The organism is Flavonifractor sp. An82, assembly GCF_002159265.1.
Classification (GTDB): Bacteria; Bacillota; Clostridia; order Oscillospirales; family Oscillospiraceae; genus Flavonifractor.
Map to the genome: position 1 here is coordinate 497,872 of NZ_NFHG01000001.1, position 25,516 is coordinate 523,387.

A 25,516-nucleotide genomic window follows, 5' to 3' on the forward strand; every position below is an offset into this window, starting at 1 on the left:
GTGGTCTCCGCCCTAATAGATCCCCGCGCTCAGCTGGTCCGGGATGGTGGTGCCCAGCAGCCGCCGGCCCTCGTCAGGGGGCGGGACCGGGCTGTTTTCCGGCCGGTACACCGCCAGTTCTTCTGTGGGAACGGTCACCGGTCCGTCTGTGTCAGGGCGGGTGAGGGTCAGACCATCCTCGCCGAGGGTGAGGGTGTGCAGGAAGGGGGCGGTGCCGCCCCTTCCATCCCGGCAGATACCAGCCAGCACCAGGCGGCCCTCCAGCGGGTCAGCTATGACGGTATCCAGTCGGAAGAAGGCGGGCCAGCGCTCCTTTAAAAAGTCCTCATAGGCGATGGTATAGACGGTCCCGCCCCGGCGGAAGAAGAACTGCCGATCGGTGACCAGCTCGCAGTCCCCATCTCCGTCCAGGTCCACGATGCGCACGGATTGCTGGAAGGTGCTCTCTGCCCGCAGGAAGCGAACCAGGCCCTCCGTCTCATTCCAGCGGTACAGGTCGATGGTCCAGTCGGTCACGCTGTCCGACAGGGCAGAGTTGGCGCTCCAGCCCACCAGCAGGCCCTCATAGCCCAACAGGGCGGTGAAGTCGTCCAGGCAGCGGTTGCCGTTCACGATCCCCCGGGGGAAGCGGTCAAAGGCGGGCACCACGGCGTCGTTGTCCAGGGAGAGATAGGGGGAGTAGCTGCCGTCCTTCTGGACGTTGATGCCGAAGTGAAAATCATCGCTGTAATTGTCTCCGTACCTGGTGGAGCTGCTCCACGACGTTGGCGCCGGGTCGCTGAGCGCTTCATACACCGCCAGCTCCGCCAGGGGGACGGTCACAGCGCCCTCCGCTGCTATGGCGGGCTGCGCCACCGTAAGGGCATCCCCGCTGAGGGTGAGGGTGCGCAGGAAGGAGGCGGTGTGGCCGTTTGGGTCCTCCATGGTGCCCGAGAGGAGGATGCAGCTGCCTCCGGCGGCCAGCCGGGCCTCCTCCAGGGTGCGGAAGGCGGGCCAGTGCTCCGCCAGCAGCCCGGCATAGTCCACGACGCAGAGGGTATCCTCCCGCTGGAGGATGAGCTGCTGGTCGGTAAATAGCTCATAGGTCCCGTCCCCGTTCAGGTCCTGGGTCAGCAGCTGACCGCCGGCAGTGCCGCAGGCCCGCAGCAGCAGGTACAGCTCACCCCGCGTCTCGTCCATGGCGAAGAAGTCATACACCCAGTTCTCCTGCTGCTCAGGCAGGATGCCGGGGTAGACGGAGATCAGGCCGTAGGTGCCGAACAGCCCTGAATAGCAGTGACTCTGGTAGGTGTTCTGCAGCCCCTGCCCGGAGTCGTGCTGGATGGACTGAATGGACAGAACGGGAGCGGCGGCATGCTTGATCCAGGGAATGGAATCGTCTGTGGACGCGGAGGCCAGGGCGGGGTAGACGCTGCCGTCCTTGGCCCGGAAGGAGTCTACCCCTGCGCAGAAAGAGGAAAACGCTCTGTCGTCCGGGCTGGGCTGGAAGGTAGGCGCGGTATAGGGGGTCAGGTCGGAAACGTACAGGGTAAAGGTGCCGCTCTCATACTCGGCGGTCCTGGGCCCGGCGAAGGTACAGGCCCCCGCCAGCCCTGCCAGCAGCACCGCCGCCAGTATAGCTGCCAGCACCGGGCGCTTATGATGGGCGATGCGGGTGATGCGGTCCTTCAGCTGCCGCCTGCCGGAGGCCATGGTGGTGGCGGCCAGCAGGGGATTGGCGGGACGGCCGGACACCGGCACCAGAGCCAGCAGGGTACGGCCGTAGTCCAGACGCCGGTGGTGGTCCAGGGCCGCCATGGCCCCCTCGTCACAGGCCAGCTCGCAGTCTGTCCGGGACAGGAGGGCCGCCGCCCACACCAGGGGGTGGAACCAGTAGATGGTGAGGCACAGGCACCGCAGCAGAGCCCACAGGGGGTCCAGATGCCTGGCATGGGTGCGCTCATGGAGGAGCACATAGTCCAGCCGGTCCGACCGGACGGCGGCGGGGGTGAGGTAAATGGCGGGCCGGACCAGTCCCACCAGACAGGGGGAGGAGAGCCGGTCGCTGAGATAGACCGGCAGGGGACAGTCCGCCACAGGGAAGGGGACCCGGCTCCTGTTCAGCGCCAGCCGGAACCGCAGGTTGGCGATCAGGAAGAACAGAGCCATGGCGGCCATGCCAGCCTTCCACACCACGTCCAGCACCCGGGCCGGGGAGACGGTGGAGGTGGGGAGGGCGGCGCTGGTCTCTCCGGCGGTGGGGCGGCCTTCAAACGCCTGGGTCTGGGTGTTTTCCGTGGCCGGACCGGTTGCCGGTTGGACGGGGTCCTCCGTCGTCTGCTCCCGGACGGGAGCCAGTGCCACCGGCCGCTCCAGAGCGGCGGTGATCTGCTGCCCGGCCTGCCGGCTCACCTCCAGCACCGAAACGATGGGCAGGTCGGGCACCTGCACCGGCACCAGCAGCCGCACCAGCACCAGGGCCCACAGGGCGTACTGCACCCGACGTGGGATGGTGCTGCGGAAGAGGAACCGAAACAGGATGAGAGCCAGGATCAGGACCGATGATGTGAGGATGACTTCTTTCATGACGACGCCTCCTTTGCCTGCTCCAGAATGGCGGAGAGCTGGTCAATGTCCTCCTGGGTCAGGGCCCGGCTGTCCACCAGGGTGCTCATCATCAGCCCCAGGCTGCCGCCGTATACCTTGTCCAGGAAGTGGCGGGTGGCGGTCTCCTCCGCCTGCTGGCGGGGGAGCAGGGGGGTGTACTCCTTGGCCCGGCCTTCCTCCCGGTGGGTCACCGCACCCTTGGCCTCCAGACGGGAGAGCATGGAGATGATGGTGTGCTTGGACCAGCCGGTGTCCCCCGCCAGGGCGTGGGTCAGCTGGGTAATGGTGGCCGGGCCGTCCTCCCACAGGCGGTCCATCAGCTTCCATTCGCCGTCGGACAGGTGGATCTTCATAGGGCATCCCTCCATTGGTGTACAGTTGTCTACCTCTTCTGATTGGAGCATATCACATAGGTAGACACTTGTCAACCAAATGTTTTGGCTCCGCCCCCTATCCCGACAAAATCCCCGCCAAACGGTTCGGGGCCGTTGACTTCCGCCGACCATGATGGGTATAATATAAGGCACGCATTCGGATAAGGAGTGAATGTCCATGAGAATGGCCCTGTCCATCATTCTGTGCAAGGCTCTGCGCTTCGTGGGCAAGCTGGTGGGGAAGGGCAGCAGCCTCCCCGGTCAGTTCGCCCTCAAGCTGTGTCCCGACGTGCTGCGCCGGGTCAAGCTGCCCTCCTACGTCATCGCCGTCACCGGCTCCAACGGCAAGACCTCCACTGTGGAGATGATCGCCTCGGTGCTGCGGGCCGCCGGCAAGGACGTGGTGTACAACGCTGAGGGCTCCAACCAGATCGAGGGCGTCACCACCCTCATCCTCACCCACTGCACCCTGGGGGGGAAGATGAAGGGGGACGTGCTGCTGCTGGAGAGCGACGAGCGCTACGCCCGCTACAGCTTCAAGTGGTTCCATCCCACCCACTTCGTCATCACCAACCTGTACCGGGATCAGCTCACCCGCAACGGCCATCCCGAGTGGGTGTATGACGCCATCCTGCCCGCCATCCACGACGACACCACCCTGGTGCTCAACGCTGACGATCCCCTGGTGTCCTGCTTCGCCCAGGGCCACGACAAGGTAAAGTGGTTCGGCCTGGAGGCCTGGGAGGGGGCCACGGCGGAACATCACGGCATCTACCACGACGGCGCCCGGTGCCCGGTGTGTAAAGGCAAAATGGAGTACACCCTTTACCACTACAATCAGGTGGGCCACTACCGCTGCACCGTCTGCGGTCACCACCGCCACGACCCCGACTTTGCCGCCACCAGCCTGGACCTGAAGGAGGGCAAGCTGGTGCTGGACGGGGACACCGAGATTGCCCTCAGCTTCCGCAGCATCTATAACGTGTACAACATCCTGGCGGCCTGGTCCCTGTGCCGGCTGTGCGGAGTGGACAAGAAGACCATTGCCGACGTGCTGGGTAGCTACATCCTGAAAAACGGCCGGATGGTCACCTTCACCCTGGGCAAGCACCACGGCACCCTGCTCACCAGCAAGCACGAAAACTCGGTGGCCTACGACACCAACCTGCGGTATATTAAGGATACCGGCAAGGACTGCTCGGTGCTGGTCATTGTGGACGCCATCAGCCGCAAATACTTCACCGGCGAGACCAGCTGGCTGTGGGACATCGACTTCGACCAGCTCTCCGCCCCCCACGTGAAGCGGGTGGTGCTGTGCGGCAAGTATGTCAACGACCTGGCCCTGCGGTTTGACTGCTCGGCGGTGCCCCAGGACAAGATCGTGTGCCTGGACACCGTGGCCCAGGCGGCGGAGCTGCTGGAGAAGGACGGGGAAGAGGACCTGTACGTGGTCACCTGCTTCTCCGACCGGGACAAGCTGCTCAGCCGGGTCCAGCGGACGGAATAAGGAGGGGTGGACATGAACATCAAACTGCTGCATCTCTACCCCGAGGCCATGAGCCTGTACGGGGAGTACGCCAATCTCACCCTGCTGGGGCGCTATCTCACCTGGCGGGGAGCTCAGGTGGAGATCCAGGCCGTGGACTGCGACCAGGCTCCCGACTTTACCGGGGCCGACCTCATCTACATGGGGGCGGGCACCGAGCGCACCCAGAAGGCGGCGCTGGGCTGGCTGGCCCCCTACAAGGACGCCCTGAAGGAGGCGGCGGAGCACGCTGTGGTGCTCTTTACCGGCAACGCCATGGAGCTGCTGGGGGCCTCCATTACCGACCAGAAGGGGACGGCCCATGAGGGCCTGGGCTTTGGGGGCTTTGCCACCGTGGAGACCGACAAGCGAGTACCCCACGACGCCATTGCCAAAACCGGCCTGTTCCCCGAGCCGGTGGTGGGCTTTATGAACAAGTGCTCCCACACCGACGGGGTGGAGGAGCCCCTCTTTGAGGGTATGACCATGGGCATGGGCAATGAGCAGGAGGGAGGCCCTGAGGGCTTCCGCCACGGCAATGTGGTGGGCACCCACATTACCGGGCCGGTGCTGGTGAAGAACCCGGCCTTCCTGGCCTGGATCGCCGAGCGCATCCTGCAAAACAGGGGGGAGATCCTGCCGGTGCCCGGGGAGGAGCCGGACTGGCTGATTCACGCCGAACAGGCCTACCAGGTGACCTTGGAGGAGCTGTCCGCCCTGGCAAAGAAGTGAAACGCAAAAATGGCCGCCAAATGGCGGCCATTTTTTTGTGGTTAGTGGGTGGGGGTTACGGGCGCAGGGCCTGCTCCAGGGCCTCAATGACGGTCTTCATGGCCTTGATGCGGGCGTAGCGCTTGTCCACCGACTCCAGGATGTGCCAGGGGGCAAAGGTGGTGCTGGTGCGCTGGAGCATCTCGTCCACCGCCACCTGATAGGCGTCCCACTTGTCCCGGTTGCGCCAGTCCTCCTCGGTGATCTTCCACTGCTTGGCCGGGTCCGCCTGCCGCTGGTTGAACCGCTCCAGCTGGGTGTCCTTGTCGATCTGCACCCAGAACTTGATGACCACCATGCCGCTGTCGGTGAGCTCCTGCTCGAACTCATTGATCTCGTCAAAGGCCCGCTGCCAGTCGTCGGTGGTGCAGAAGCCCTCCAGCCGCTCCACCATCACCCGGCCGTACCAGCTGCGGTCGAAGATGGCGATGTGCCCCGTCTTGGGCAGGCGCGTCCAGAACCGCCACAGGTAGTGGCGGGCCAGCTCGTCCTTGGTGGGGGCGGCGATGGGGAGGACCTCATACCCGCGGGGGTCCAGGGAGGAGGCCAGCCGCTTGATGTTGCCCCCCTTGCCGGCGGCGTCCCAGCCCTCGTACACGATGACCACCGGCACCTTCTTGCGATAAAGCTCGTTGTGGAGGGCGGCCAGCTTTTTCCGGCACTTCTTGAGCTGCCTGCGGTAGTCCCGCTCCTCCAGCACCTTGTCCAGCTTCACCTGCTCCAGGGGCAGGGTGGGGGCCAGAGGCCACTGATAGGCCGGATGGACAGGGGAGGGCCGGTTTTTCAGGGCGGCGCAGATCTGGTCGTGGAGCCAGTCCGCCGCCGCCAGATTGGCCTGGGCGGCCTGGGTGCTGTCGATGACCTTCCAGGGGGCCCAGGGCTTGTCCGTGGCGGCCAGATAGCGGTCGAACACCGCCAGCTGCCGTTCGTAGTTCTTGTTCTGCCGCCGGTCGGCCTCGTTGCACCGCCAGGCGGTGTCCTTGTCGGCGGCCAGGTTGTCCAGCCGCTCCTTCTGGGTCTCCGGGTCGATGTGGAGGAAGAGCTTTACCAGCAGGTAGCCCCCGGCGGCCAGCTGCCGCTCGAAGATATTGATGCTCTCCAGCCGGTGCTCATACTCCCGGTCGGACAGATCTCCCCGCAGATAGGCCTGGACGGTCTCCTCCATCCAGCCGGTGTCCAGGAAGAGCACCTTGCCGGCGGCGGGGATGGTCTCAAAATGGCGCTTGAGAAAGGGCCAGCGCCGTTCGGTCTCGGTGGGGGAGTTGACGCTGATCACCTTGAAAAACCGGGGGTCCAGCTCCCGGATGAGGGACTGGATGGTGCGGCCCTTGCCGGCGGCGCTCCACCCCTCCAGCAGCACGATCACCGGCAGGCCCGCCTGGTCCAGCCGGTGCTGCAGGGCGGCCAGCTCTCCACGGCGTACCTTCAGCAGGGCCTTGCACTCGGCCTCGGTCCGCCGTTCGGTGTGAAAGATAAAGTCACTGAGCATGGCTCATGCCTCCTTTATGTGGGTTTGGTTCCAGTTTACACCCTCTGGCCTGCCATGACAAGCCTTTGCCCCGGCGGAAGTTTTCCTTGTCGCTGGGCCCATTTTATAGTATACTGTATTGAGTCGATTTTACGAAAAAGAGGTTTTATGCCATGGATCACGCCCGTTACGAAAGTCCCCTGTCCTCCCGCTACGCCAGCGACCAGATGCAGTACATCTTCTCCCCGGACAAGAAGTTCTCCACCTGGCGGCGGCTGTGGGTGGCCCTGGCCCGGGCCGAGATGGAGCTGGGTCTGCCGGTAAGTGCCGAGCAGGTGGCTGAGCTGGAAGCCCATCTCACCGACATTGACTACGACAAAGCCGCCCAGTACGAAAAGAAGCTGCGCCACGACGTAATGGCCCACGTCCACACCTACGGCGAGGCCTGCCCCAACGCCATGCCCATCATCCACCTGGGGGCCACCAGCTGCTACGTGGGGGACAACACCGACGTGATCCTCATGCGGGAGGGCCTGTGCCTCATCCGGGACGAGCTGGTGCGTGTGCTGGACAAGCTGGCCAAGTTCGCCCGGCAGTACAAGGCTCTGCCCACCCTGGGCTTCACCCATTTCCAGCCTGCCCAGCTGGTCACCGTGGGCAAGCGGGCCACCCTGTGGATGAACGAGCTGCTGCTGGACCTGGCCGATGTGGAGTACCGCATCGCCAATCTGAAGCTGCTGGGCTGCAAGGGCACCACCGGCACCCAGGCCTCCTTCCTGGAGCTCTTTGACGGGGACCATGCCAAGTGCCGGGAGCTGGACAAGAAGATCGCCGCCGAGATGGGCTTTGAGGCCACCGCCGCCGTGTCGGGGCAGACCTACTCCCGGAAGGTGGACTATCAGGTGGTTTCCACCCTGTCCGGCATCGCCCAGTCCGCCAGCAAGTTTGCCACCGACATGCGGCTGCTCTGCCACCTGAAGGAGGTGGAGGAGCCCTTTGAGAAGAACCAGATCGGTTCCTCCGCCATGCCCTACAAGCGCAACCCCATGCGCTGCGAGCGCATCTGCGCCCTGGCCCGCTATGTGATGGCCGACGCGGTCAACCCCGCCGTGACCGCCGCCAGCCAGTGGTTCGAGCGCACCCTGGACGACTCGGCCAACAAGCGCCTCAGCGTGCCCGAGGCCTTCCTGGCGGTGGACGCCATCCTCAACATCTGGGCCAACGTAGCCGACGGCCTGGTGGTCCACGAGAAGGTCATTGAGAAGCACGTGCTGGAGGAGCTGCCCTTCATGGCCAGCGAGAACATCATGATGGACGCCGTCAAGAAGGGGGGCAACCGCCAGGACCTCCACGAGCGCATCCGGGTGCTCAGCCAGCAGGCGGGGGCCAACGTGAAGGACCTGGGCCTGTCCAACAACCTGATCGACCTCATCGCCGCCGACCCGGCCTTCGCCATGCTCAGCCGGGAGGAGCTCACCGCCCATCTGGAGCCCAGCCGCTACATCGGCCGCTGCCCGGAGCAGGTGGAGGAGTTTTTGACCGAAGAGGTGGAGCCGGTGCTGGCCCGCTATCCCCATGCTCTGGAGGGCAAGACCGCAGAGCTGAAGGTATAACCAAGGTTTCGGGAAATACAAGGAGGTAATTGTCATGGAAAAGGCAGTTCGACGCATTGGCGTATTTACCAGCGGAGGCGACGCCCCCGGCATGAACGCGGCCATCCGTTCGGTGGTGCGTACCGCCGTTCACATGGGCATCGAGTGTATCGGCATCCGCCGGGGCTATCACGGCCTCATCAACGGCGACTTTGTGCCCCTGGATTTCGACAGCGTCAGCGGTCTGTCCCGCCGGGGCGGCACCATGCTGTACTCCGCCCGCAGCGAGGACTTCAAGTCCGAGGTGGGCCGGGAGCGGGCAGCCGCCACCTGCAAGCTGCTGGGGCTGGACGCCCTGGTGGGCATCGGCGGCGACGGCACCTTCCGGGGCCTGCTCACCCTGGCTGACAAGGGCCTGAGCGTCATCGGCATCCCCGGCACCATCGACAACGACATCGCCTGCTCCACCTACACCATCGGCTTTGACACCGCCTGCAACACCGCCCTGGAGTCCATCGACAAGCTGCGGGACACCATGCAGTCCCACGAGCGCTGCTCCGTGGTGGAGGTCATGGGCCGTCACGCCGGCCATGTGGCCCTCAACGTGGGCGTGGCCTGCGGCGCCACCGCCGTGGTGGTGCCCGAGCAGGTGGTCAACTACGAGGAGGACCTGATCGAGCCCATCCGCCGGGCCCGTCTGGCCGGACGCACCCACTTCATGATCATCGTGGCCGAGGGCGTGGAGGGCGGCGCCTATGAGATCGCCAAGCACATCCACGAGGCCACCTCTCTGGACACCCGCGTGACTATCCTGGGCCACGTCCAGCGTGGCGGCGCGCCCTCTCTGCGGGACCGTGTTGCCGCCACCTACATGGGCTATGAGGCCGTGCGGCTGCTGGCCGAGGGCAAGACCTGCCGGGTGGTGGCCATGGACGGCGAGTCCTATGTGGACTACGACATCCACGAGGCCCTGGCCATGAAGAAGGGTCTGGACCAGCAGACCTACACCGTCATGCGGGCCCTCACCGGCGTGCAGTAAGTACATACCTCAGCGCGGAGGCGCGGCAAATGCCGCGTCTCCGCCTTTTTTTGCCCTTGGGTGTACCCAAACGTGCAACAAATCCCCCCAAACACCCCATAGGTGAAAGGGGGGAGGACCATGAAGCTGGTGCGCTATGCCAGGGGAGGGGGGCTGACCAATTATCTGCCCCTGCCCAGAGCCCTGCTGGAGCTGGATCTGTCGGGGACGGCCCTGCTGCTCTACGCCCTGCTGCTGGACCGGGCCACCCTGTCCCAGAAGAACGGCTGGTGGGACCGGGAGGGGTGGGTGTACGTGCGCTTTCCCATTCCAAAACTGGCGGCGGCGCTGGGGAGGGGGACGACCGCAGTCAAGCGCAGGCTGGCCGAACTGGAGCGGGCAGGTTTGATTTACCGGATGGTCCCAAAGCGGGGGGAGGCCAGCCAAATTTTTTTGTACCTGCCCGAGGACGCTTTTTGCACCGGGGGCAGGGGCCAAAAAGACCCGGGACCTGGTGCGAAAAGGACCCCAGACCGGGTGCAAAAAGGATCCCCTAACAACCTAAGGGAACCGCAAAAAGAGAACCACCTTTCTTATCAATATGAAGAGGAGGAGAGTTTATAATTGGATGAGGAGGAATTGCTGCGCAAGGCTATGGAGCAGGAACGGGTCCGACGCATTGCCCAGAAGCGCAAGCGGGTGTTCGGCTCCGCCCAGGGGCTGATGAACTGCACCTTTGACCGGGACAGCGGGGGCGTGCCCCAGCTGTCCTACGCCCGGCGGTATGTGGACCACTGGCCGGAGATGTACCGGGAGAATATGGGCCTGCTGTTCTGGGGCCCGGCGGGCACAGGGAAGACCTTCGCCGCCGCCTGCATCGCCAACGCCCTGACGGACCGGGAGGTGAAGGTGCGGCTCATCACTCTGGGCGAGGCGCTGCTCAACCTGTTCGGCATGACCGGCGAGGGGCGCATCCAGTATCTGGAGGAGCTGACCTCCTGCGGGCTGCTCATCCTGGACGACTTCGGCGTGGAGCGGCGGACACCGTACGCCCGGGAGCAGGTGTACGAGATCGTCAACCGCCGGTATCTGTCGGGGCTGCCCATGATCGTCACCACAAATCTGACCCTGAAGGAGCTGAAAGACGCCGACCGGGACGACGGACGTATCCATGACCGGGTGCTGGAGCGCTGTGTGCCGGTGTGCTTCGACGGGCCCAGCCTGCGGCGGGAAAAGGCCGCCCAGAAGCTCCGCCGGGCTAAGGAGCTGCTGGAGGCCGACGGCCCGGCGGATTGACAAAGCCGGCGCGGGATGGTATCGTTGAGTTTGCAAATGCAAATCACACAACAGCGTTTTTTATTTTGTTGGAGCGGCGGAGAGCCGGAGGCCGGAATTTGGCCGGGGCCGGACCCGCCGGGGGGACCCCTGTGGGCCTCAACTATAAACTCAACAAAATAAACTGCCGTTTTGTTGAGTACAAGGCGGGGCAAGGTGCAGATAACAGGGAGTGCGGAGAGGTCCGTACTCCCTTCTTTCGTCCCCGCCCGTGGCGGGAGCGGGGGCCGCAGCGCGGCCCCATGCCCCTGCGCCTCCCCCCTCCCACGGGAGGGGGGACGGGAGGGGGAAGGGCAAAAAGAAAGCGCCCGCCCTCCACCATGGCCTACGTCCAGCCTTGCGGCTGGCGGTGGAGAGCGGGACGCCCCTGCATCACCCATGGTAGCACAGATGTTCCAGGTTGTCAAGACCCAGGCCCCACCGCGCCGCCCCTTGCTGTCCGAAGATCGGGCCGGGGGAGGCGGTCAAGGGCGGCCCCTGGCCGCCTGGCTGGACCCTTGACCGCCGCTGCGCGGTCTGATACCCCAACGGAGGGGGGCGCGGCGCGGCAAAGGGCGGCCGCAGGCCGCCCCCAGCGCCCCCCGGAGGGAGGAAGGCGCGGCGGCCCATGGCGATAGCCGGGCCGCCCGACAGGGGCCCGGGGAGGGGGCACCGGCGCGGCGCGGACGGGGCGAAGGGCCGCCCGGAGCAGCCCAAGGGCGAGCACCCCCGCAGCGAGCCCGCAGCGGCGCGCAGGGGGGACCGCACGACCCCCACGCCGGGGGCCGAGGCGGGGGCGAGGCAAGCCCGCCCACGCCCGGACCCGCCCACGCCGCAGCGGGGGCCGCCGGGGGAGCACCGGGACCGCGCCGACGGGCGCAGGCGGCCCGCCGACAGGCCGAAGCGACCCCCACAGCGACCCAAAGGGAGCGGAGGGGGCCCGAGCCAGGGCCAGCGCGGCCCAGGGGGCCGCAGGGGCCCAGGCCGGGAGCAAGCCCGGAGCGGAGGCCGGGCCGCCGGGCAAGGCCCGCAGCGGGCCGACCGGAGCGCAGGGGGGCCAAGGCCGAGCATACCGATGATGTTCCGCCGCTCACCAGCGGCGGAACAACCGGGGCCGCCCCCCTCGACGGGGGGCAGGACCCGGCTCCATGCGGTCACGCTGCCGGGCTCCCTTACTTGATACAGGGACAGTATTCCGTCACCCACCAGACCCATGGACGACTTCATCAAGAATCCCATGAGCGTTTCGGCGCTGCTGGCTCGGTCCGGCTCTGGCCGGGGCGGCCTGTGTCATACCGCCAGGGTCAAGACCTATCCCGACGGCTCCAGGGAGGTCCTGGTCTGCGATCAGGCCATCTTCCATCCCCAGGGATGGGAGAGGGCCGGGGAGCGCCCGCCTCGCCGCAGGCGGGCCCAGGAGACTCCCGAGAGGCCCCCGGAGGTCAGGGGGCGGGACAATCTGGACCGCTCCCTGCGCAGGGCCAGGGCCCAGGTCCGGGACCTGGCACTGGCCAACCCCTTCCGCTGGTTCGTCACCCTCACCCTGGACCAGGCCAAGGTGGACCGCTACGACATGGCCAGCATCACCCGGCGGCTCAACGCCTGGTTGGACAACCAGGTGCGCCGCCACGGCCTGGCCTACGTCCTGGTGCCGGAACGGCACAAGGACGGGGCCATCCACTTCCACGGCTTCTTCAACGACGCGGTGAAGGCCGTGGACAGCGGCCACAGGGACAGGGAAGGGCACCCCGTCTACAACCTCCCCGCCTGGTCCCTGGGCTTCACCACCGCCATCGAACTCTATGGCGACTACCACGCCGCTGTGGGCTACGTCTGCAAGTACATCGGCAAGCAGGGCGACAAGCCCGGCGGGCGATGGTACTACTCCGGAGGCGATCTCCAGCGCCCGGCGGTGGAGTTCGCCGACGTGAGCATCCGGGAGGCGGTGGACCTGGCCCCGGAGGGCGGGGTCCACCACTTCGACGTGCCGGAGGCCGGGCTGTCCTTCGTCCTGGTCCGGACCCGGCCAGTGGCAAGAGAGGAGGAACCACAGTGGCAGGGATGGGACCTGCGCTGCGCTGCCCCTGGTGGGGTCAGTGCGCCGTCCACAGCTGCGTGGGCTATGTCCGCCTGTGCGCGGAGCGCTGGGCGGCGGACCAAAGCGCCCGAATACCAGTTCGAGAATCAGGAGCAGTTGACAATTTTCGGAAAGTGAAGCCGACCGCCCAAAGCCTGGGGCCCAGAGGGCCCAGGCGGGGCGGGGCGGCAAAGTGCCCCCCGGAATCCGGGGGGCAGAAGGGAGGATGCATGAGGACAGGATACCTGTTGGAGCGGGAGGTGGGCCACGTTCTGGCCGCCCTCACGCCGTCAAACCGGCTGGTCTGCCGGGTCTGTTTACACACCGGCCTGCGGGTGGGGGACGTGCTGGCCCTACGGACGCAGCAGCTTGCGCCCCACTTCTGGGTGGTGGAGCGCAAGACAGGCAAGCGCAGGCAGGTGGGCCTGCCTGCGGGCCTGCTGCGCGACATCAAGGCCCAGGCCGGGGAGGTCTGGGCCTTTCCGGGCCGCAACCCGGCCAAGCCCAGGACCCGGCAGGCCGTATGGGCCGACGTGAAGCGGGCCGCCAAGGCGTTCCGGCTGGTCCAGAACGTGGGGCCCCACAGCTTCCGCAAGGTCTACGCCGTGGAGCTGCTGCGCAAGTACGGCGACCTGGACCGGGTGCGCCGGGCGCTCAACCACGGCAGCTGTGCCACCACCATGATCTACGCCATGGCCGACCGGCTCATGACCGCCAAGGGCAAGGCAAAGACCGGGCGCGGCGGCATCACCGTCTGGTGACATCGTCAATTCCCAGTTGACACACCGGCCCCGCCTGTGGTATGCTGGCTCCGTTGAGAGGAGGTGCCGACGTGACGGACGTGCTGCGGATCGCTCCGGGCTCCCGCACCAGGCAGCCTTGCGCTCAACAAAACGGCTATTTTGTTGGCGGGCGGGTCGATACCGCCCGCGGAAGTTCAGTCCTTGAAGAAGCCGGCCCCGAGAGGGGACGGCTATGAATTTAAACTACGAACTCAACAAAATAAAAATTTTGTTGAGTTGAGAGGAGGGGAAAAGCCCCCAATGGACCACAATGACTATAAACTGACCGCCCCGGAGCTGCTGCGCAATTTCCTGGTCTACCACGAGACCATCCAGGGCCACTCCAAAAAAACCGTGGATGAATACTATCTGGACCTGCGCAACTTCTTCCGCTACATCAAGCTGGAAAAAGGCCGTGTGCCCCGGACCACGCCCCTGGACCAGATCGACATTGACGACCTGGACCTGGACCTGGCCCGCTCTGTGACGCTCAGCGACGTGTACAGCTACATGAGCTACCTCAGCCGGGACCGGGCCAAGCACGCCAACAGCCCCACCTCCGGCTACGGCCTGGAACCCTCCGCCCGGGCCCGCAAGATCGCCGCCATCCGCTCCTTTTATAAGTATCTCTCCAGCAAGGCCAAGCTGATCGGTGAAAACCCCATGCAGGACCTGGATTCCCCCCGGCTGAAAAAATCCCTGCCCCGGTATCTGTCCCTGGACGAGTCCATCCTGCTGCTGGAGGCCGTGGACGAGCCCAACCGGGCCAGAGATTACTGCATTTTGATCCTGTTCCTCAACTGCGGGCTGCGAATTTCGGAGTTAGTTGGTCTTAACTTGACCGATGTGCGGCAGGAGCAGCTCCGGGTGCTGGGCAAAGGCAACAAGGAACGGATGATTTTCCTAAACGAGGCCTGCCGGGACGCCCTGGATGACTGGCTGGCGGAGCGGAACAACCAGGCGGCGGCGGACAAAAACGCCCTCTTCCTCACCCGCTCCCACACCCGGATGACCACGGCGGCCGTCCATTATATGGTAAAGCAGCGGCTTTTGAAGGCAGGACTGGACCCGTCCCTCTACTCCAGCCACAAGCTGCGCCACACCGCCGCCACCCTGATGCTGCAAAACGGCGTGGATGTGCGTACCCTCCAGGAGGTGCTGGGCCACGAGAACCTGAACACCACCCAGATCTACACCCACGTGGACAACGAAAACCTCCGTGCCGCCGCCAAGGCCAATCCCCTGGGTAAGGTGCGGAAAAAGAGCAAACAGAGCGAATAAGATCGCAAACCCCCCGCCGCCGGATCACGCCCGGCGGCGGGGGGTTTCTATCCTTATGCCTGTTCCAGCAGGGCCAGCAGCTCCGCCTCGGTGAGCACCGGGATGCCCAGGTCGTTGGCCTTGGTCAGCTTGGACCCGGCGGCCTCCCCCGCCACCACGTAGCTGGTCTTTTTGGACACCGAGCCGCTCACCTTGCCCCCCTGGGTTTCGATGAGGGCGGCGGCCTCCTTCCGGTCCATGGTGGGCAAAGTGCCGGTGAGCACGAAGGTCTTCCCCGCCAGCTTGTCCCCCACCGGGGCCTCGGTGCTGTCGAAGGACACCCCCGCCTGCCGCAGGGCGTCGATGAGGTGGCGGCTCTGGTCATTGGCGAACCAGTCCAGCAGGCTTTTGGCGGTGATGCCGCCGATGTCGGGCACGGCGGTGAGCTCCTCCTCGGAGGCGTTCATGAGGGCGTCCAGGGTACCGAAGCGCCCGGCCAGCACCTTGCCCGCCTTCTGGCCCACCTGCCGGATGCCGAAGGCGAAGAGCAGCCGCCCCAGACCGGCGGACTTGGACTTCTCAATGGCGGCCATCAGGTTTTCCGCGCTCTTCTTACCCATCCGCTCCAGAGGCTCCACCTGGTCGGCGGTGAGGCTGTACAGATCTCCGGGGCCCTTCACCAGCCCCGCGTCCACCAGGCTCTCCACCACGGCGGGGCCCAGGCCCTCAATGTCCATGGCGTCCCGGCTGGCGAAGTGGACGATGTGCCGCAGCCGCTGGGCGGGGCACTCGGCGCCGGTGCAGCGGATGTGGGCCCCGTCCTCGTCCCGGGCCACCGGAGCCCCGCACACCGGGCAGTGGTCGGGCAGATGGTAGGGCACGGTGCCCTCGGGCCGCTTGTCCTTGATGACAGACACGATCTCGGGGATGATCTCCCCCGCCTTCTGGACCAGCACCGTGTCCCCGATGCGGATGTCCTTCTCGGTGATGAAATCCTGGTTGTGGAGGGTGGCGTTGGTGACGGTGGTGCCTGCAAGGCGAACTGCCTTTACAACCGCCTTGGGAGTAAGCACACCGGTGCGGCCCACCTGCACCACAATGTCCTCCACCACGCTCTCCTTCTGCTCGGGGGGATATTTATAGGCGGCGGCCCACCGGGGGAATTTGGCGGTGGAACCCAGGGTGGTTCGATCTGCAAGGTTGTTTACCTTTACAACTGCTCCGTCGATGTCAAAGGGGAACTCCTCCCGGCCGTCCCCCAGGGCGGCGATGCGCTCCGCCGCCTCCTGAATGGTGGAACAGGTGTAATGGGGAATTACTTTAAAGCGCTGTTCCTGCAAGTATTCCAGGGTTTCGGTGTGGGTGGTGAAGGTCTTCCCCTCCGCCCACTGGACGTTGAACACCCGGATATCCAGCTTGCGGGAGGCGGCGATTTTGGGGTCCAGCTGCCGCAGGGAGCCGGCGGCGGCGTTGCGGGGGTTGGCGAAGAGGGCCTCCCCGTTCAGTTCCCGGTCGGCGTTGAGCTGCTCAAAGCTCTTCTTGGGCATGAACACCTCGCCCCGGACGATGAGGGAGGGCAGGGCCTCGGGCAGCCGCAGAGGGATGGAGGGGATGGTCTTCAGGTTCTCGGTCACGTCCTCCCCCACCTGGCCGTCGCCCCGGGTGGCGCCCCGGACGAAGAGGCCGTTCTCGTACTCCAGGGCCACCGACAGGCCGTCCACCTTGGGCTCCACATCGTACTCCACCCCACCGGGCAGGGCGTCCCGCACCCGCTGGTCGAAGTCCCCCAGCTCCTCAAAGGAGAACACGTCCTGGAGGCTCTCCAGGGGCACCCGGTGGCGGACCTCGGCAAAGCCATTGGCTACCTTGCCCCCTACCCGCTGGGTGGGGGAATCGGGGGTGATCAGCTCGGGATGCTTGGCCTCCAGCTCCTCCAGACGGCGCAGCTTGTGGTCAAAGTCGTAGTCGGACATGCTGGGGTTGTCCAGCACATAGTACTCATAGTTGGCCTGCTCCAGCTCCCGGCGCAGGTCGAGGATCTCCTGTTTTTCGTCCATGGCGGACCTCCACTTGGAATTTTCGGGTCAGTTTGGGGACCAGCTTGTCCAGCAGCAGGGCAATAAGCCCGCCCAGGAAGGCCCCCGTGGTGTTGAGGATCAGATCGTCCACGTCGGTGGAGCGGTTGACAAACAGCTGTAAAAACTCGATGGCGAAGGAGACGCAGAAGCCCACGGCCAGCCCCTTCCACCACCGGGGCCGCCGCCACAGCAGGTTGGGAAAGAAGCCCACCGGCACGAAGATGAGGGCGTTGGCCAGCACCATATAGAAGCCCCACTCCCCCAGCCTGTCACCCCGGAACAGGGTGGGCGTCCAGCCGATGTACCCCGCCGACTGGCTCAGGGGCGTGATGGGGAAAAAGGGCCGCAGGCCCTGAAAAGCCTCCTGCCAGTGATAGACCGTCCAGAAATTGGACGGGAACACCGTCAGGGCGGCCAGCCCGGCGCAGAAGAGCACAAAGAGCAGCAGTCCCGCTTCCCGCACCGGGCCGCTCTCCAGCCCCCGGCAGTACAGGCCCTTCCTCCGGCGGGGCAGCAGGGCCAGAAAGCACACCGCCCCAATGGCCATGCAGGGCAGCATCTGTTTGATATAGTCCAGTGTGATCTCCAGATACCACAGCAGGGTGTCCATAAGATCCCTCCTTTTTCTGAAAACATGATACCACAGAAAAAAGAGGGCGTGTCTTACGCTTTTCTTACGAACCGGCGGCCGACAATCCTAGATAGGTGTCCGGTACCTCCCCCACCAGCAGGGTCTCGGCCACGCACACCTGGGCGGTGACGCTGGTTTCGGTGCGCCCGCCGGGTATGAGGAGAGTCAGCTCCACCGTGATGTCCAGCATGATCTGGTGTAACGTCTGGTTGATGCCCTGGGCGGTGAATTGGTTGGAGAATTCCGCCCTGGGCACCGCCGCTGTCAGCACCCCCACCGGCAGCACCGGCCCCCAGTCGGAGGCGGTGGCAAACCCGGTGAGACTGCCCAGAGGCACCCCCAGCTCCTGGGCGTCCAGCCCCTCCACTTCCGCCAGAACCTGTTCCAATATCTGAGTGCGCAAGGAATTCAACTTGACAGAATCCACCGCCAGCAGGCTCACCTTGCCGCTCTCGTCCCGCTCCACGGTGACCAGGTCGGAATAGGCCACCCCCTGGTCGGCCAGGGTGGCAGCCACGGCGTCGTTGATGATGCCGGTGATCTCATTTTCCGCCTGGACCGAGGCCAGGGTGGTGACGGCGGGCCGCAGGGCGGCGTCCACCAGACAGATCACCAGCAGGGCCAGACCGATCCCCACGGCCGCCGCCAACAGCAGGCCCCTTCCCTGCCCTTTGGGCGGGCGGGCCCGCCGGGGCAGATAGGTGCGCAGAGGCCGCACAGCCTCACCCCCTTTGGGGCAGACTATGCGCCTCTGTGGTTGTCTTATGCCCGGAGCAGCTCCTCCACCGCCAGCATGACGCCGGCCTTGCCGCTCTCATAGGTGAGGCCGCCCTGGAAATAGGCGGTGTAGGGCTCCCGCATGGGGGCGTCGCAGGACAGCTCGATGGAAGCGCCCTGGATGAAGGCGCCGGCGGCCATGATGACGGGGCAGTCGTAGCCCGGCATGTCCCAGGGCTCGGGGGTGACGTAGGAGTCCACCGGGGCGCCGAACTGGATGCCCTTGCAGAACTTCTTCAGGGGCTCGGGGGAGCCGAAGTGGACCATCTGAATGATGTCGTGGCGCACCGCGTCGGAGGCGGGCTCCACCTGGTAGCCCAGCAGCTCCATGATCCGGGCGGCAAAGACGGCGGTCTTCACGGCCTGGGCGGTGGTGTGGGGGGCAAGGAAAAGTCCTTGATAGAGGCTGCGGTTGGCACCAAAGGTGGAGCCGCACTCCTTGCCGATGCCGGGGGTGGTGAGCCGCATGGCGGCCCCCTCAATGAGGTCGCGGCGTCCGGCGATGTAGCCGCCGGTGGGGGCCAGACCGCCGCCGGGGTTCTTGATGAGAGAGCCCACCACCAGATCGGCCCCCACCTGGGTGGGCTCGATGGTCTCCACGAACTCGCCGTAGCAGTTGTCTACCAGCACGGCGGCATTGGGGTTGTTGTCCTTGACCACCTTGGCAAGGGCCCCGATCTCGGCCACCGACAGGGAGGCCCGGGTGGCGTAGCCCCGGGAGCGCTGGATGAGCACCGCCTTCACCCGGGGGTCTTTGACGGCCTCCGCCAGCCCCACCGGGTCGGGAGCATTGTCAACCAGATCTACTTGCCTGTACTCGATGCCGTAGCTTTTCAGAGAGCCGGGCCCCTTGTCTACCACGCCGATGACACCCAGCATGGTGTCGTAGGGGGCTCCCACGGCGGACACCAGAATGTCGCCAGGGCGCAGGGCGCCGAAGAGAGCGCAGGAGATGGCGTGGGTGCCGTTGACGAACTGCACCCGCACCAGGGCGTCCTCGGTGTGGAAGAGGTCGGCGAAGATCAGGTCCAGGGTATCCCGGCCCAGATCGTCGTAGCCGTAGCCGGTGGTACCGGCGAAGTGGGCCTCAGCCACCCGGTGCTTCTGGAAGGCGGCCAGCACCTTCTGGGTGTTCTCCTCGGCAATGGCGTCAATGCGGGCAAACTGCTCCGCCAGGTCGGTCTGGGCCTGAGCCGCCAGGGCTTTTACTTTCTCACTGATCTGTAAAGACATTTTCCTTGATCCATCCTGTTCTATCTATGGTTTGCGGGTTTTGCAGGCCGTCGGGGACGGCCCGCTCCATTACCCCTCCAGCTTGGCCTGGGCGAAGGCTGCGGTGAGGGCCACGCAGGCCTCGATGTCGTCCAGGTCGGCCATCTCCATGGGAGTATGGATATACCGGGAGGCCACCGAAATGCCGCCGGTGTACACGCCGGCACGGCTCTGGTGGATGGCGCCGGCGTCGGTGCCGCCGAAGCGGAGCACGTCCATCTGGAAAGGAATATTCCTTGCCTGTGCCAGTTCTTTCAGCTGGTTCACCACCGCGGGGTGGCAGATCACAGAGCTGTCCATCACTTTGATGGCGGCCCCCTTTCCCGCCACGCTGGAGCACTCATGGGGGGCGTCGGGGATATCGTCGGAGTCGGTCACGTCCACGGCGATGCCGTAGTCCGGGTCGATGCCGTAGGCGGCGGTGCGGGCGCCACGGAGGCCCACCTCCTCCTGGACGGTGAAGACGAAGTACAGGTCGTTGTCGGTGCGCTTGACCCGCTCCATGGCGGAGAGCAGGATGGCGCAGGCGATGCGGTCGTCCAGATAGGGGGAGAACAGCTTGCTGCCGCTGACGAAGGGCACAGTGTCAAACACGGCGATGTCACCCACCTGCACCATGGTCAGCGCCTGGTCCCGATCCTTTGCGCCCACGTCGATGTAAAGGTGATCCAGTTTCCAGTCCTTGGGCTCCACCTTGCCCTGGGCGGCAATGACGCCCCGGGTGCCGTTCTGGAACCGGACGGGGGTGCCGGGCAGATCGTGGGCGGACAGGCCGCCCACCTGGCCGAAGCGGAGATAGCCCTGCTCGTCGATGTGGGTGACGATGCAGCCGATGGAGTCCATGTGGGCGGCAAACATCACCTTGGGGCCGGTCCCCTTCTTATGGCAGATCAGGTTGCCCAGGGCGTCGGTGGTGATCTCGTCCACGTAGGGACGGGCCAGCTGGGCGATGGCGTCCGCCACCGGGCCCTCGCAGCCGGAGGGGCCGTGGCAGGCGTTCAGGGTCTGCATGATCGCTAACATATCCATATCGTCAGTCCTCCTTGGACAGTTGAGTGATAAAGGCCCGGGTCAGCTTGAGCACCGCCTCGATGTCGGCGGCGTTGGCCAGGGTGGCGGGGGTGCGGGGATAGCGCACCGGGGCGGCGATTACCGCCGTGCGCACGCCGGAGGCAGCCCGCTGGACCGCCATGGCGTCGCCAGTGCCGGTGGTGTCCTCCCGCAGCTGCCAGGGGATGTGCTGTTCCTCCGCCAGGCTCCGCAGGGTCTCAAAGAGCTTCCGGTCTACAATGACCCCCTTGTCCATGAAGGGGAGCACCGCGCCCTTGCCCAGGGCGCAGGCCTTTTTGTGGGCGGGCACCCCCGCCATGTCGGCGGCGGCAGCCCCCTCCAGCACCAGGGCGATCTCCGGCTTCACGGAGAAGGCGGCGCCAAAGGCACCTCTGGCCCCCACCTCCTTCTGGGCGGTGAAGACGAAGGTGCAGTCCATGGGCAGCTCCTCCCGCATGAGCCACAGCAGCACGGCGCAGCCGATGCGCCCGTCCAGGGCCCGGCCCTTCAGCAGACCGGGGACAGGCTCCTCCGGGGGGCTGTCAAAGGCGGCCACGTCGCCCAGGACCACCAGCTTGGCGGCCTCCTCCCTGCTTTTGGCCCCGATGTCCAGATAAAAATCGTCCAGCTTGGGGACGTTCTTCTCCTCGTCCCGGCTCACCAGGTGGTAGGCCTTCAGACCCACCACGGCGGGGATCTGACGGGGGCCTACCAGCATCCGCTTGCCCAGCAGCACCCGGCGGTCCACAGACCCCACGGCGGAAAACTTCAGGTAGCCCTCGTCGGTGATGGCGCGCACCATCAGGCCCACCTCGTCCATGTGGGCGGTGAGCAGCAGCTTGCTGCCGGTGGCCCTGGCGCCCTCCTTGAAGGCGATGACGTTGCCCATGGCGTCCAAGCGCAGCTCGGTGGCGTACTGACCGGCCACCTCCATGACGCAGTCCCGCACCTGGTCCTCCCAGCTGGCCACGCCGGGCAGGGAGCACAGTCGTCTCAGCAGTTCCTTCACAGCTGACCCTCCTTTCCCAGATCCTCCACAAAGGCGGCCAGCAGGGCCGCGGTGTGCTCCAGGTCGGTGAGGGAGAGCACCTCAATGGGGCTGTGCATGTACTTCAGAGGCAGGGAGAGCACCGCCGTGGCCACGCCCTCCCGGCTGATCTGCATCTCCCAGCCGTTGGTGCCGGTGTGGCCGCTCATGACCTCCTGCTGGAAAGGAATTTCCCTTTCCTTTGCTTTATCCAGAAGCCTTTGGGTCATCCAGCGGGCCATGTTGGGGCCTACGCCCACAGCGGGGCCGCCCCCCAGCACGAAGGTCTTGTCGGAGGGGCCGTCGGGGGTGCGGCCGTGGGTTACGTCCACGGCAATGCAGCAGTCGGGCTGCACCGACCAGGTGCCCACGGTGGCGCCCACCCCGGAGACCTCCTCCCGGGTGGAGCCCATGACGTACACGTCCACGTCCAGCGTTTTGTCCTTCAGCAGCTCCATACACCGCAGCAGGGCGGCGAAGCAGGAGCGGTCGTCCATGGCCTTGCCGCACATCTGGTCCTCCCCCAGGGGGAAGCAGGCGCCCCGGTATACCATGGGGGTGCCCAGCAGCTTTTCGGCCTGCTCCTGGGTCAGACCGGCGTCCACCACCAGCTGGTCGATGGGCACGGCCTTGTTCTCGTCGTCCTGCAGCGGGTTGGGCGGGGCCACCATGCCGGGGATGGGGGGATCGGTGAGGATGATCACCTCACGGCCGGGCAGCATCCGGGGGTCCACCCCGCCGATGGTGGAGAAGCGGAGAAAGCCCTCCTCCGCCCCGGTGACGATGAGGCCGATCTCGTCCAGATGGGCGTCCAGCAGGATGGTTTTGGCCCCTTCCCTGCCGCAGCTACGCACGCCGATGACGTTGCCCATGCGGTCAATGGAGACCTGGTCCACCAGGGGCTCCAGCAGGGCACGGGCGGCCTGGGCCGCCGGGGCCTCGAAGCCGGAGGGCGCTGTGCAGCCGCACAGGGTCTCCAGCACATGTTTCATATCCAAATGTGATTCCTCCTTGTGAGGTTGATTTCAGGCCAGCTCGTAGATGATCTTCTTGAAGGCGGCCCCCCGCTCCATGAAGTTCTTGAACTTGTCAAAGGAGGCGCAGGCCGGGGACAGGATCACCACGTCGCCGGGCTTGGCGGCCCTGTGGGCGGCCAGCACCGCCTGGGTAAAGTCGTCAATGACGGTGATGGGCAGCGCCTCGGGGCTGTAATCCGGGGCGGCTTCCACTGCGGCGCGGATTTTTAGGGCGGTATCACCTGTGAGGAATAACTCCTTTACATGGGCTGTCACCTCAGGGCCCAGCACGTCAAAGGGGATGTGCTTGTCGTAGCCGCCGGCGATGAGGATCACCTTCTGGTGGAAGGAGCGCAGACCGGCGATGGTGCGGGAGGGGCTGGAGGCGATGGAGTCGTTGTAGTACTTCACGCCGTTGAGGGTACGCACCAGCTCGATGCGGTGCTCCACTCCGGCGAACTTCTGGGCAAAGGTGCGCGCCACCGGGTCGGGCACGATGCCGTCCAGGGCGGTGATGGCGGCCATGTAGTTCTCCACATTGTGGGTGCCGGGCAGCAGGATGTCGGCCACCGGCAGCACCGGGCGCTCGTGCATCTCGTTGCGCACCCAGATGACCCCGTCCCGCAGGAAGGCCCCCCGGGCGGGCTGGGACACCCGGCTGAACAGGGCCACCCGGCCCTGGGCCTCCCCGGCGAAGCTGCGGGTGATGTCGTTGTCGGCGTTGACCACCAGCAGGCCCTTCTCGTCCTGGTGGAGGAAGATGTTCTTCTTGGCGTCGATGTATTCCTCCATGGATTTGTGGACGTCCAGGTGGTTGGGGGCCAGATTGGTGACCACGGCGATGTCGGGGCTGCGGTCCATGGTCATAAGCTGGAAGGAGGACAGCTCCAGCACGGCGATGTCGCCAGGCTCCATGCCGTCCACGTCGGGCAGCAGGGGCTTGCCGATGTTGCCCCCCACGTAGACCGTCTCACCGGCGGCCTTGAGCAGCTCGGCGATGATGGTGGTGGTGGTGGTCTTACCGTCGCTGCCGGTGACGGCTACGGTGCGGCAGGGGCAGACCTGGAAAAAGACCTCCATCTCGGAGGTGAGGATGGTCCCCCTCTGCTGGGCGGCCACCAGCTGGGGCAGGTCGGGCCGCATGCCAGGGGTGCGGAAGATGACCTCAAAGTCCAGGTCCTCCAGGTAGTCCTCCCCCAGCTTGAGGGTGGCTCCCAGGCTTTCCAGCTCCTCGGCCAGACCGGCGAAGGCGCTCATGGGCTTTTTGTCGCAGGCGGTGACCTTCACCCCTGCCCGCAGCAGCATTTTGATCAGGGGCGTGTTGGACACGCCGATGCCGATGACGGCCACCCGCTTGCCCTTCAGCCCCGCCAGGTATTCCTGTATGGTGGAACGCTTCATGACAGTTCCTCCCTTTTCATAGATTAACCAATTTATTATATCCCAACCGGGCGAAAAATTCAATGGAAGCAGTGGGCTTTTGATTTGACAATCGGTGCGGGATAGAGTAAAATAGTCGGGCAAGCAAGCTGGACAGCCGCGCCTGCGGGGCGAAAGGCCCGCAGGTGAGGAAAGTCCGGGCTCCACAGGGCAAGGATAACGGATAACATCCGCCGGGGGCGACCCTAGGAAAAGTGCAACAGAAATAAACCGCTGGCCGGTCGCCTCCATGTGGAGGCGGATGCATCACGGCGGCCTCAGGCCGACGTGATACACCCATTTTCCGAAACTAGGAACAGGACCGCCTCCAGATGGAGGCGACCGGCCAGTAAGGGTGGAAAGGCGAGGTAAGAGCTCACCCGATGGCGTGCCAAGCGTCCATCGCTGTAAACTCTATCCGGAGCAACGCCGTGGAGGGACACATAGGCCGGCCCGGCCGTCCCGGGGAGGCGGCTTGAGCGTACCGGCAACGGTGCGTCGAGATAGATGGCTGTCTTAAAGGACAGAACCCGGCTTACAGGCTTACTTGCAGATATGATGGACCGGAGCGTACAGCTCCGGTCCGTCTTTTTTGCAAAATCCCTTGACTCTTCCCTTACGTCAGATGGTACACTGGCCTTACCCAAGGAGGGATACCCATGAAAATCAAGGAAGTATGCGCCCAGACCGGCCTGACGGAGCGGGCGGTGCGGTTCTACATCCAGCAGAAGCTGTTCACCCCCCAGGCCCAGCGGCGGGGCGGGCGGACCTGGCTGGACTTCTCCCCCGCCGACGTGGACAGGCTGCGCGCCATCGCCACCCTGCGGAAGGCGGGCTTCACCTTGGAGGAGATCCGCGCCATGACCCAGAATTATCAAACCAACGCCGCCGGGGCCGCCTTCGCCCTGCGGCAGCGGCTGCGGGAGTCCATCGCGTCCTATGAGCGGCTCTGCGGTACCGACACCGGCGAAGCGGACAACCTGGAGGACTATGCCGCCCTGCTGGAGCGGGAGGTGAAGAGCACGCCCCTGCCCCGGCGGGATTTCCGGCCCGCCTCCCGGCTGAACTGGGAATCCATTCTGGAGACCCTGTGCATGGTACTGTGTGTGTTGGGGGCCTTGCGGCTGTACGCCTTCCTGTGGGACGTCCTGTCCGATGTCTCGTTCTACATCTCTTTTGCCGCCTGGAACCCCCTGATGGTGATCCTGCCCTTCGCCGTTTTAATCCTGCCCATCGCCCTGGTGGCGGGCAGCAAGCTGGGCAAATGGATCTACCGGCACTTCGAATATGTACCATAAATGACCCTTACCTTAAGATTCGGTAAGAGAAATTGACAGGGCCGCCCCCTTTGGCTATACTGTGCCCATCCAAGGGACAAACGGCTCAGCTTTCTGACGGCAGCGTCCTCCGGGACGCTGCCTGTTGCTTTTTTAGAAGTTAGCCATTTCTAACCATTTGTCCCCATTGATTCCATAAGGA

Annotated in this window: 21 protein-coding genes and 1 other RNA gene; 11 read left to right on the forward strand and 11 right to left on the reverse strand. The window is 65.3% G+C overall.

From position 1 onward, the window contains the following. Nucleotides 1-12 precede the first annotated feature (12 nt). Nucleotides 13-2,565, reverse strand: coding sequence for a M56 family metallopeptidase (locus tag B5G34_RS02860; RefSeq protein ID WP_087334033.1), 2,553 nt, complete (start codon nt 2,563-2,565; stop codon nt 13-15). Beyond that, on the reverse strand, nt 2,562-2,939 hold the full coding sequence (locus B5G34_RS02865; RefSeq protein WP_087334036.1) for a BlaI/MecI/CopY family transcriptional regulator: 378 nt from the start codon (nt 2,937-2,939) through the stop codon (nt 2,562-2,564). Before B5G34_RS02865 ends, B5G34_RS02860 begins: the two co-directional genes overlap by 4 nt. A gap of 199 nt (nt 2,940-3,138) precedes the next feature. On the opposite strand from B5G34_RS02865, the gene B5G34_RS02870 reads away from it, so the two are divergent. Then, nucleotides 3,139-4,467: a Mur ligase family protein gene (locus B5G34_RS02870; RefSeq protein ID WP_087334038.1), complete on the forward strand. Its 1,329-nt coding sequence runs from the start codon at nt 3,139-3,141 to the stop codon at nt 4,465-4,467. A 12-nt stretch (nt 4,468-4,479) separates the two neighbouring features. Then, nucleotides 4,480-5,217 carry a hypothetical protein gene (locus tag B5G34_RS02875; RefSeq protein WP_087334040.1) on the forward strand — a complete coding sequence of 246 codons (738 nt, stop codon included), beginning with the start codon at nt 4,480-4,482 and terminating at the stop codon, nt 5,215-5,217. A 55-nt stretch (nt 5,218-5,272) separates the two neighbouring features. Here the strand turns inward: B5G34_RS02875 and pap are convergent, their stop codons facing one another. Continuing rightward, a complete protein-coding gene (pap, locus tag B5G34_RS02880) occupies nt 5,273-6,745 on the reverse strand; it encodes a polyphosphate:AMP phosphotransferase (RefSeq protein ID WP_087334042.1) in 1,473 nt (490 codons plus the stop codon). 152 nt (nt 6,746-6,897) lie between these two features. Here pap and purB point away from each other — a divergent pair, with 152 nt between their 5' ends. From purB to B5G34_RS02915, 7 genes are all read left to right on the forward strand, one after another. Next, nucleotides 6,898-8,337: an adenylosuccinate lyase gene (purB, locus tag B5G34_RS02885; protein WP_087334044.1), complete on the forward strand. Its 1,440-nt coding sequence runs from the start codon at nt 6,898-6,900 to the stop codon at nt 8,335-8,337. 34 nt (nt 8,338-8,371) lie between these two features. Further along, nucleotides 8,372-9,355: an ATP-dependent 6-phosphofructokinase gene (locus B5G34_RS02890; RefSeq protein WP_087334046.1), complete on the forward strand. Its 984-nt coding sequence runs from the start codon at nt 8,372-8,374 to the stop codon at nt 9,353-9,355. Nucleotides 9,356-9,475: 120 nt separating this feature from the next. Next, nucleotides 9,476-9,958 carry a replication initiator protein A gene (locus B5G34_RS02895; RefSeq protein ID WP_087334047.1) on the forward strand — a complete coding sequence of 161 codons (483 nt, stop codon included), beginning with the start codon at nt 9,476-9,478 and terminating at the stop codon, nt 9,956-9,958. Next, nucleotides 9,959-10,630: an ATP-binding protein gene (locus B5G34_RS02900; RefSeq protein WP_087334049.1), complete on the forward strand. Its 672-nt coding sequence runs from the start codon at nt 9,959-9,961 to the stop codon at nt 10,628-10,630. It begins immediately after the preceding gene. A 1,231-nt stretch (nt 10,631-11,861) separates the two neighbouring features. Next, a complete protein-coding gene (locus B5G34_RS18660; RefSeq protein ID WP_162609407.1) occupies nt 11,862-12,863 on the forward strand; it encodes a hypothetical protein in 1,002 nt (333 codons plus the stop codon). Nucleotides 12,864-12,955: 92 nt separating this feature from the next. Further along, nucleotides 12,956-13,486 carry a tyrosine-type recombinase/integrase gene (locus B5G34_RS18665; RefSeq protein WP_158100239.1) on the forward strand — a complete coding sequence of 177 codons (531 nt, stop codon included), beginning with the start codon at nt 12,956-12,958 and terminating at the stop codon, nt 13,484-13,486. 282 nt (nt 13,487-13,768) lie between these two features. Then, entirely contained in the window at nt 13,769-14,788 is a 1,020-nt protein-coding gene (locus B5G34_RS02915; protein WP_087334053.1) for a tyrosine recombinase XerC, read from the forward strand. A gap of 53 nt (nt 14,789-14,841) precedes the next feature. Here the strand turns inward: B5G34_RS02915 and ligA are convergent, their stop codons facing one another. The 8 genes from ligA to murD form a co-directional block, all read right to left on the reverse strand. Beyond that, nucleotides 14,842-16,824, reverse strand: a complete 1,983-nt coding sequence (gene ligA, locus B5G34_RS02920; protein ID WP_087334055.1) for an NAD-dependent DNA ligase LigA — start codon at nt 16,822-16,824, stop codon at nt 14,842-14,844. Continuing rightward, nucleotides 16,766-17,455 (reverse strand): VanZ family protein, encoded by a 690-nt coding sequence (locus B5G34_RS02925; RefSeq protein ID WP_087334058.1) that lies wholly within the window; start codon nt 17,453-17,455, stop codon nt 16,766-16,768. The genes ligA and B5G34_RS02925 overlap by 59 nt, the downstream gene beginning before the upstream one ends. Nucleotides 17,456-17,519: 64 nt before the next feature. Beyond that, nucleotides 17,520-18,194, reverse strand: coding sequence for a sporulation protein YunB (gene yunB / locus B5G34_RS02930; protein ID WP_087334060.1), 675 nt, complete (start codon nt 18,192-18,194; stop codon nt 17,520-17,522). Between the two features lie 44 nt (nt 18,195-18,238). Then, nucleotides 18,239-19,486, reverse strand: coding sequence for an aminotransferase class I/II-fold pyridoxal phosphate-dependent enzyme (locus B5G34_RS02935; protein ID WP_087334062.1), 1,248 nt, complete (start codon nt 19,484-19,486; stop codon nt 18,239-18,241). 69 nt (nt 19,487-19,555) lie between these two features. Beyond that, on the reverse strand, nt 19,556-20,554 hold the full coding sequence (locus B5G34_RS02940) for a M42 family metallopeptidase (protein WP_087334063.1): 999 nt from the start codon (nt 20,552-20,554) through the stop codon (nt 19,556-19,558). A gap of 4 nt (nt 20,555-20,558) precedes the next feature. Then, the gene (locus tag B5G34_RS02945; RefSeq protein ID WP_087334065.1) at nt 20,559-21,584 is read right to left on the reverse strand and encodes a M42 family peptidase; all 1,026 of its coding nucleotides are present in this window, start codon (nt 21,582-21,584) and stop codon (nt 20,559-20,561) included. Next, complete coding sequence (locus tag B5G34_RS02950; RefSeq protein WP_087334364.1) at nt 21,581-22,594, reverse strand: M42 family peptidase; 1,014 nt, start codon at nt 22,592-22,594, stop codon at nt 21,581-21,583. The genes B5G34_RS02945 and B5G34_RS02950 overlap by 4 nt, the downstream gene beginning before the upstream one ends. Before the next feature lie 33 nt (nt 22,595-22,627). Beyond that, complete coding sequence (gene murD, locus B5G34_RS02955) at nt 22,628-24,019, reverse strand: UDP-N-acetylmuramoyl-L-alanine--D-glutamate ligase (RefSeq protein ID WP_087334067.1); 1,392 nt, start codon at nt 24,017-24,019, stop codon at nt 22,628-22,630. Nucleotides 24,020-24,139: 120 nt separating this feature from the next. On the opposite strand from murD, the gene rnpB reads away from it, so the two are divergent. Next, an RNA gene (gene rnpB, locus B5G34_RS02960) (RNase P RNA component class A) lies at nt 24,140-24,591 on the forward strand. Between the two features lie 105 nt (nt 24,592-24,696). Then, nucleotides 24,697-25,335 carry a MerR family transcriptional regulator gene (locus B5G34_RS02965; RefSeq protein WP_087334069.1) on the forward strand — a complete coding sequence of 213 codons (639 nt, stop codon included), beginning with the start codon at nt 24,697-24,699 and terminating at the stop codon, nt 25,333-25,335. The last annotated feature ends 181 nt before the right edge of the window (nt 25,336-25,516 follow it).

Coding starts and splice junctions, on each gene's coding strand:
- B5G34_RS02860 (WP_087334033.1), bottom strand. CDS start 2,565: ATGAAAGAAGTCATCCTCACATCATCGGTCCTGATCCTGGCTCTCATC.
- B5G34_RS02935 (WP_087334062.1), bottom strand. CDS start 19,486: ATGTCTTTACAGATCAGTGAGAAAGTAAAAGCCCTGGCGGCTCAGGCC.
- B5G34_RS02890 (WP_087334046.1), top strand. CDS start 8,372: ATGGAAAAGGCAGTTCGACGCATTGGCGTATTTACCAGCGGAGGCGAC.
- B5G34_RS02915 (WP_087334053.1), top strand. CDS start 13,769: ATGGACCACAATGACTATAAACTGACCGCCCCGGAGCTGCTGCGCAAT.
- purB (WP_087334044.1), top strand. CDS start 6,898: ATGGATCACGCCCGTTACGAAAGTCCCCTGTCCTCCCGCTACGCCAGC.
- B5G34_RS02870 (WP_087334038.1), top strand. CDS start 3,139: ATGAGAATGGCCCTGTCCATCATTCTGTGCAAGGCTCTGCGCTTCGTG.
- ligA (WP_087334055.1), bottom strand. CDS start 16,824: ATGGACGAAAAACAGGAGATCCTCGACCTGCGCCGGGAGCTGGAGCAG.
- B5G34_RS02950 (WP_087334364.1), bottom strand. CDS start 22,594: ATGAAACATGTGCTGGAGACCCTGTGCGGCTGCACAGCGCCCTCCGGC.
- B5G34_RS02865 (WP_087334036.1), bottom strand. CDS start 2,939: ATGAAGATCCACCTGTCCGACGGCGAATGGAAGCTGATGGACCGCCTG.
- B5G34_RS18660 (WP_162609407.1), top strand. CDS start 11,862: ATGGACGACTTCATCAAGAATCCCATGAGCGTTTCGGCGCTGCTGGCT.
- B5G34_RS02895 (WP_087334047.1), top strand. CDS start 9,476: ATGAAGCTGGTGCGCTATGCCAGGGGAGGGGGGCTGACCAATTATCTG.
- B5G34_RS18665 (WP_158100239.1), top strand. CDS start 12,956: ATGAGGACAGGATACCTGTTGGAGCGGGAGGTGGGCCACGTTCTGGCC.
- murD (WP_087334067.1), bottom strand. CDS start 24,019: ATGAAGCGTTCCACCATACAGGAATACCTGGCGGGGCTGAAGGGCAAG.
- B5G34_RS02940 (WP_087334063.1), bottom strand. CDS start 20,554: ATGGATATGTTAGCGATCATGCAGACCCTGAACGCCTGCCACGGCCCC.
- B5G34_RS02965 (WP_087334069.1), top strand. CDS start 24,697: ATGAAAATCAAGGAAGTATGCGCCCAGACCGGCCTGACGGAGCGGGCG.
- pap (WP_087334042.1), bottom strand. CDS start 6,745: ATGCTCAGTGACTTTATCTTTCACACCGAACGGCGGACCGAGGCCGAG.
- B5G34_RS02925 (WP_087334058.1), bottom strand. CDS start 17,455: ATGGACACCCTGCTGTGGTATCTGGAGATCACACTGGACTATATCAAA.
- B5G34_RS02875 (WP_087334040.1), top strand. CDS start 4,480: ATGAACATCAAACTGCTGCATCTCTACCCCGAGGCCATGAGCCTGTAC.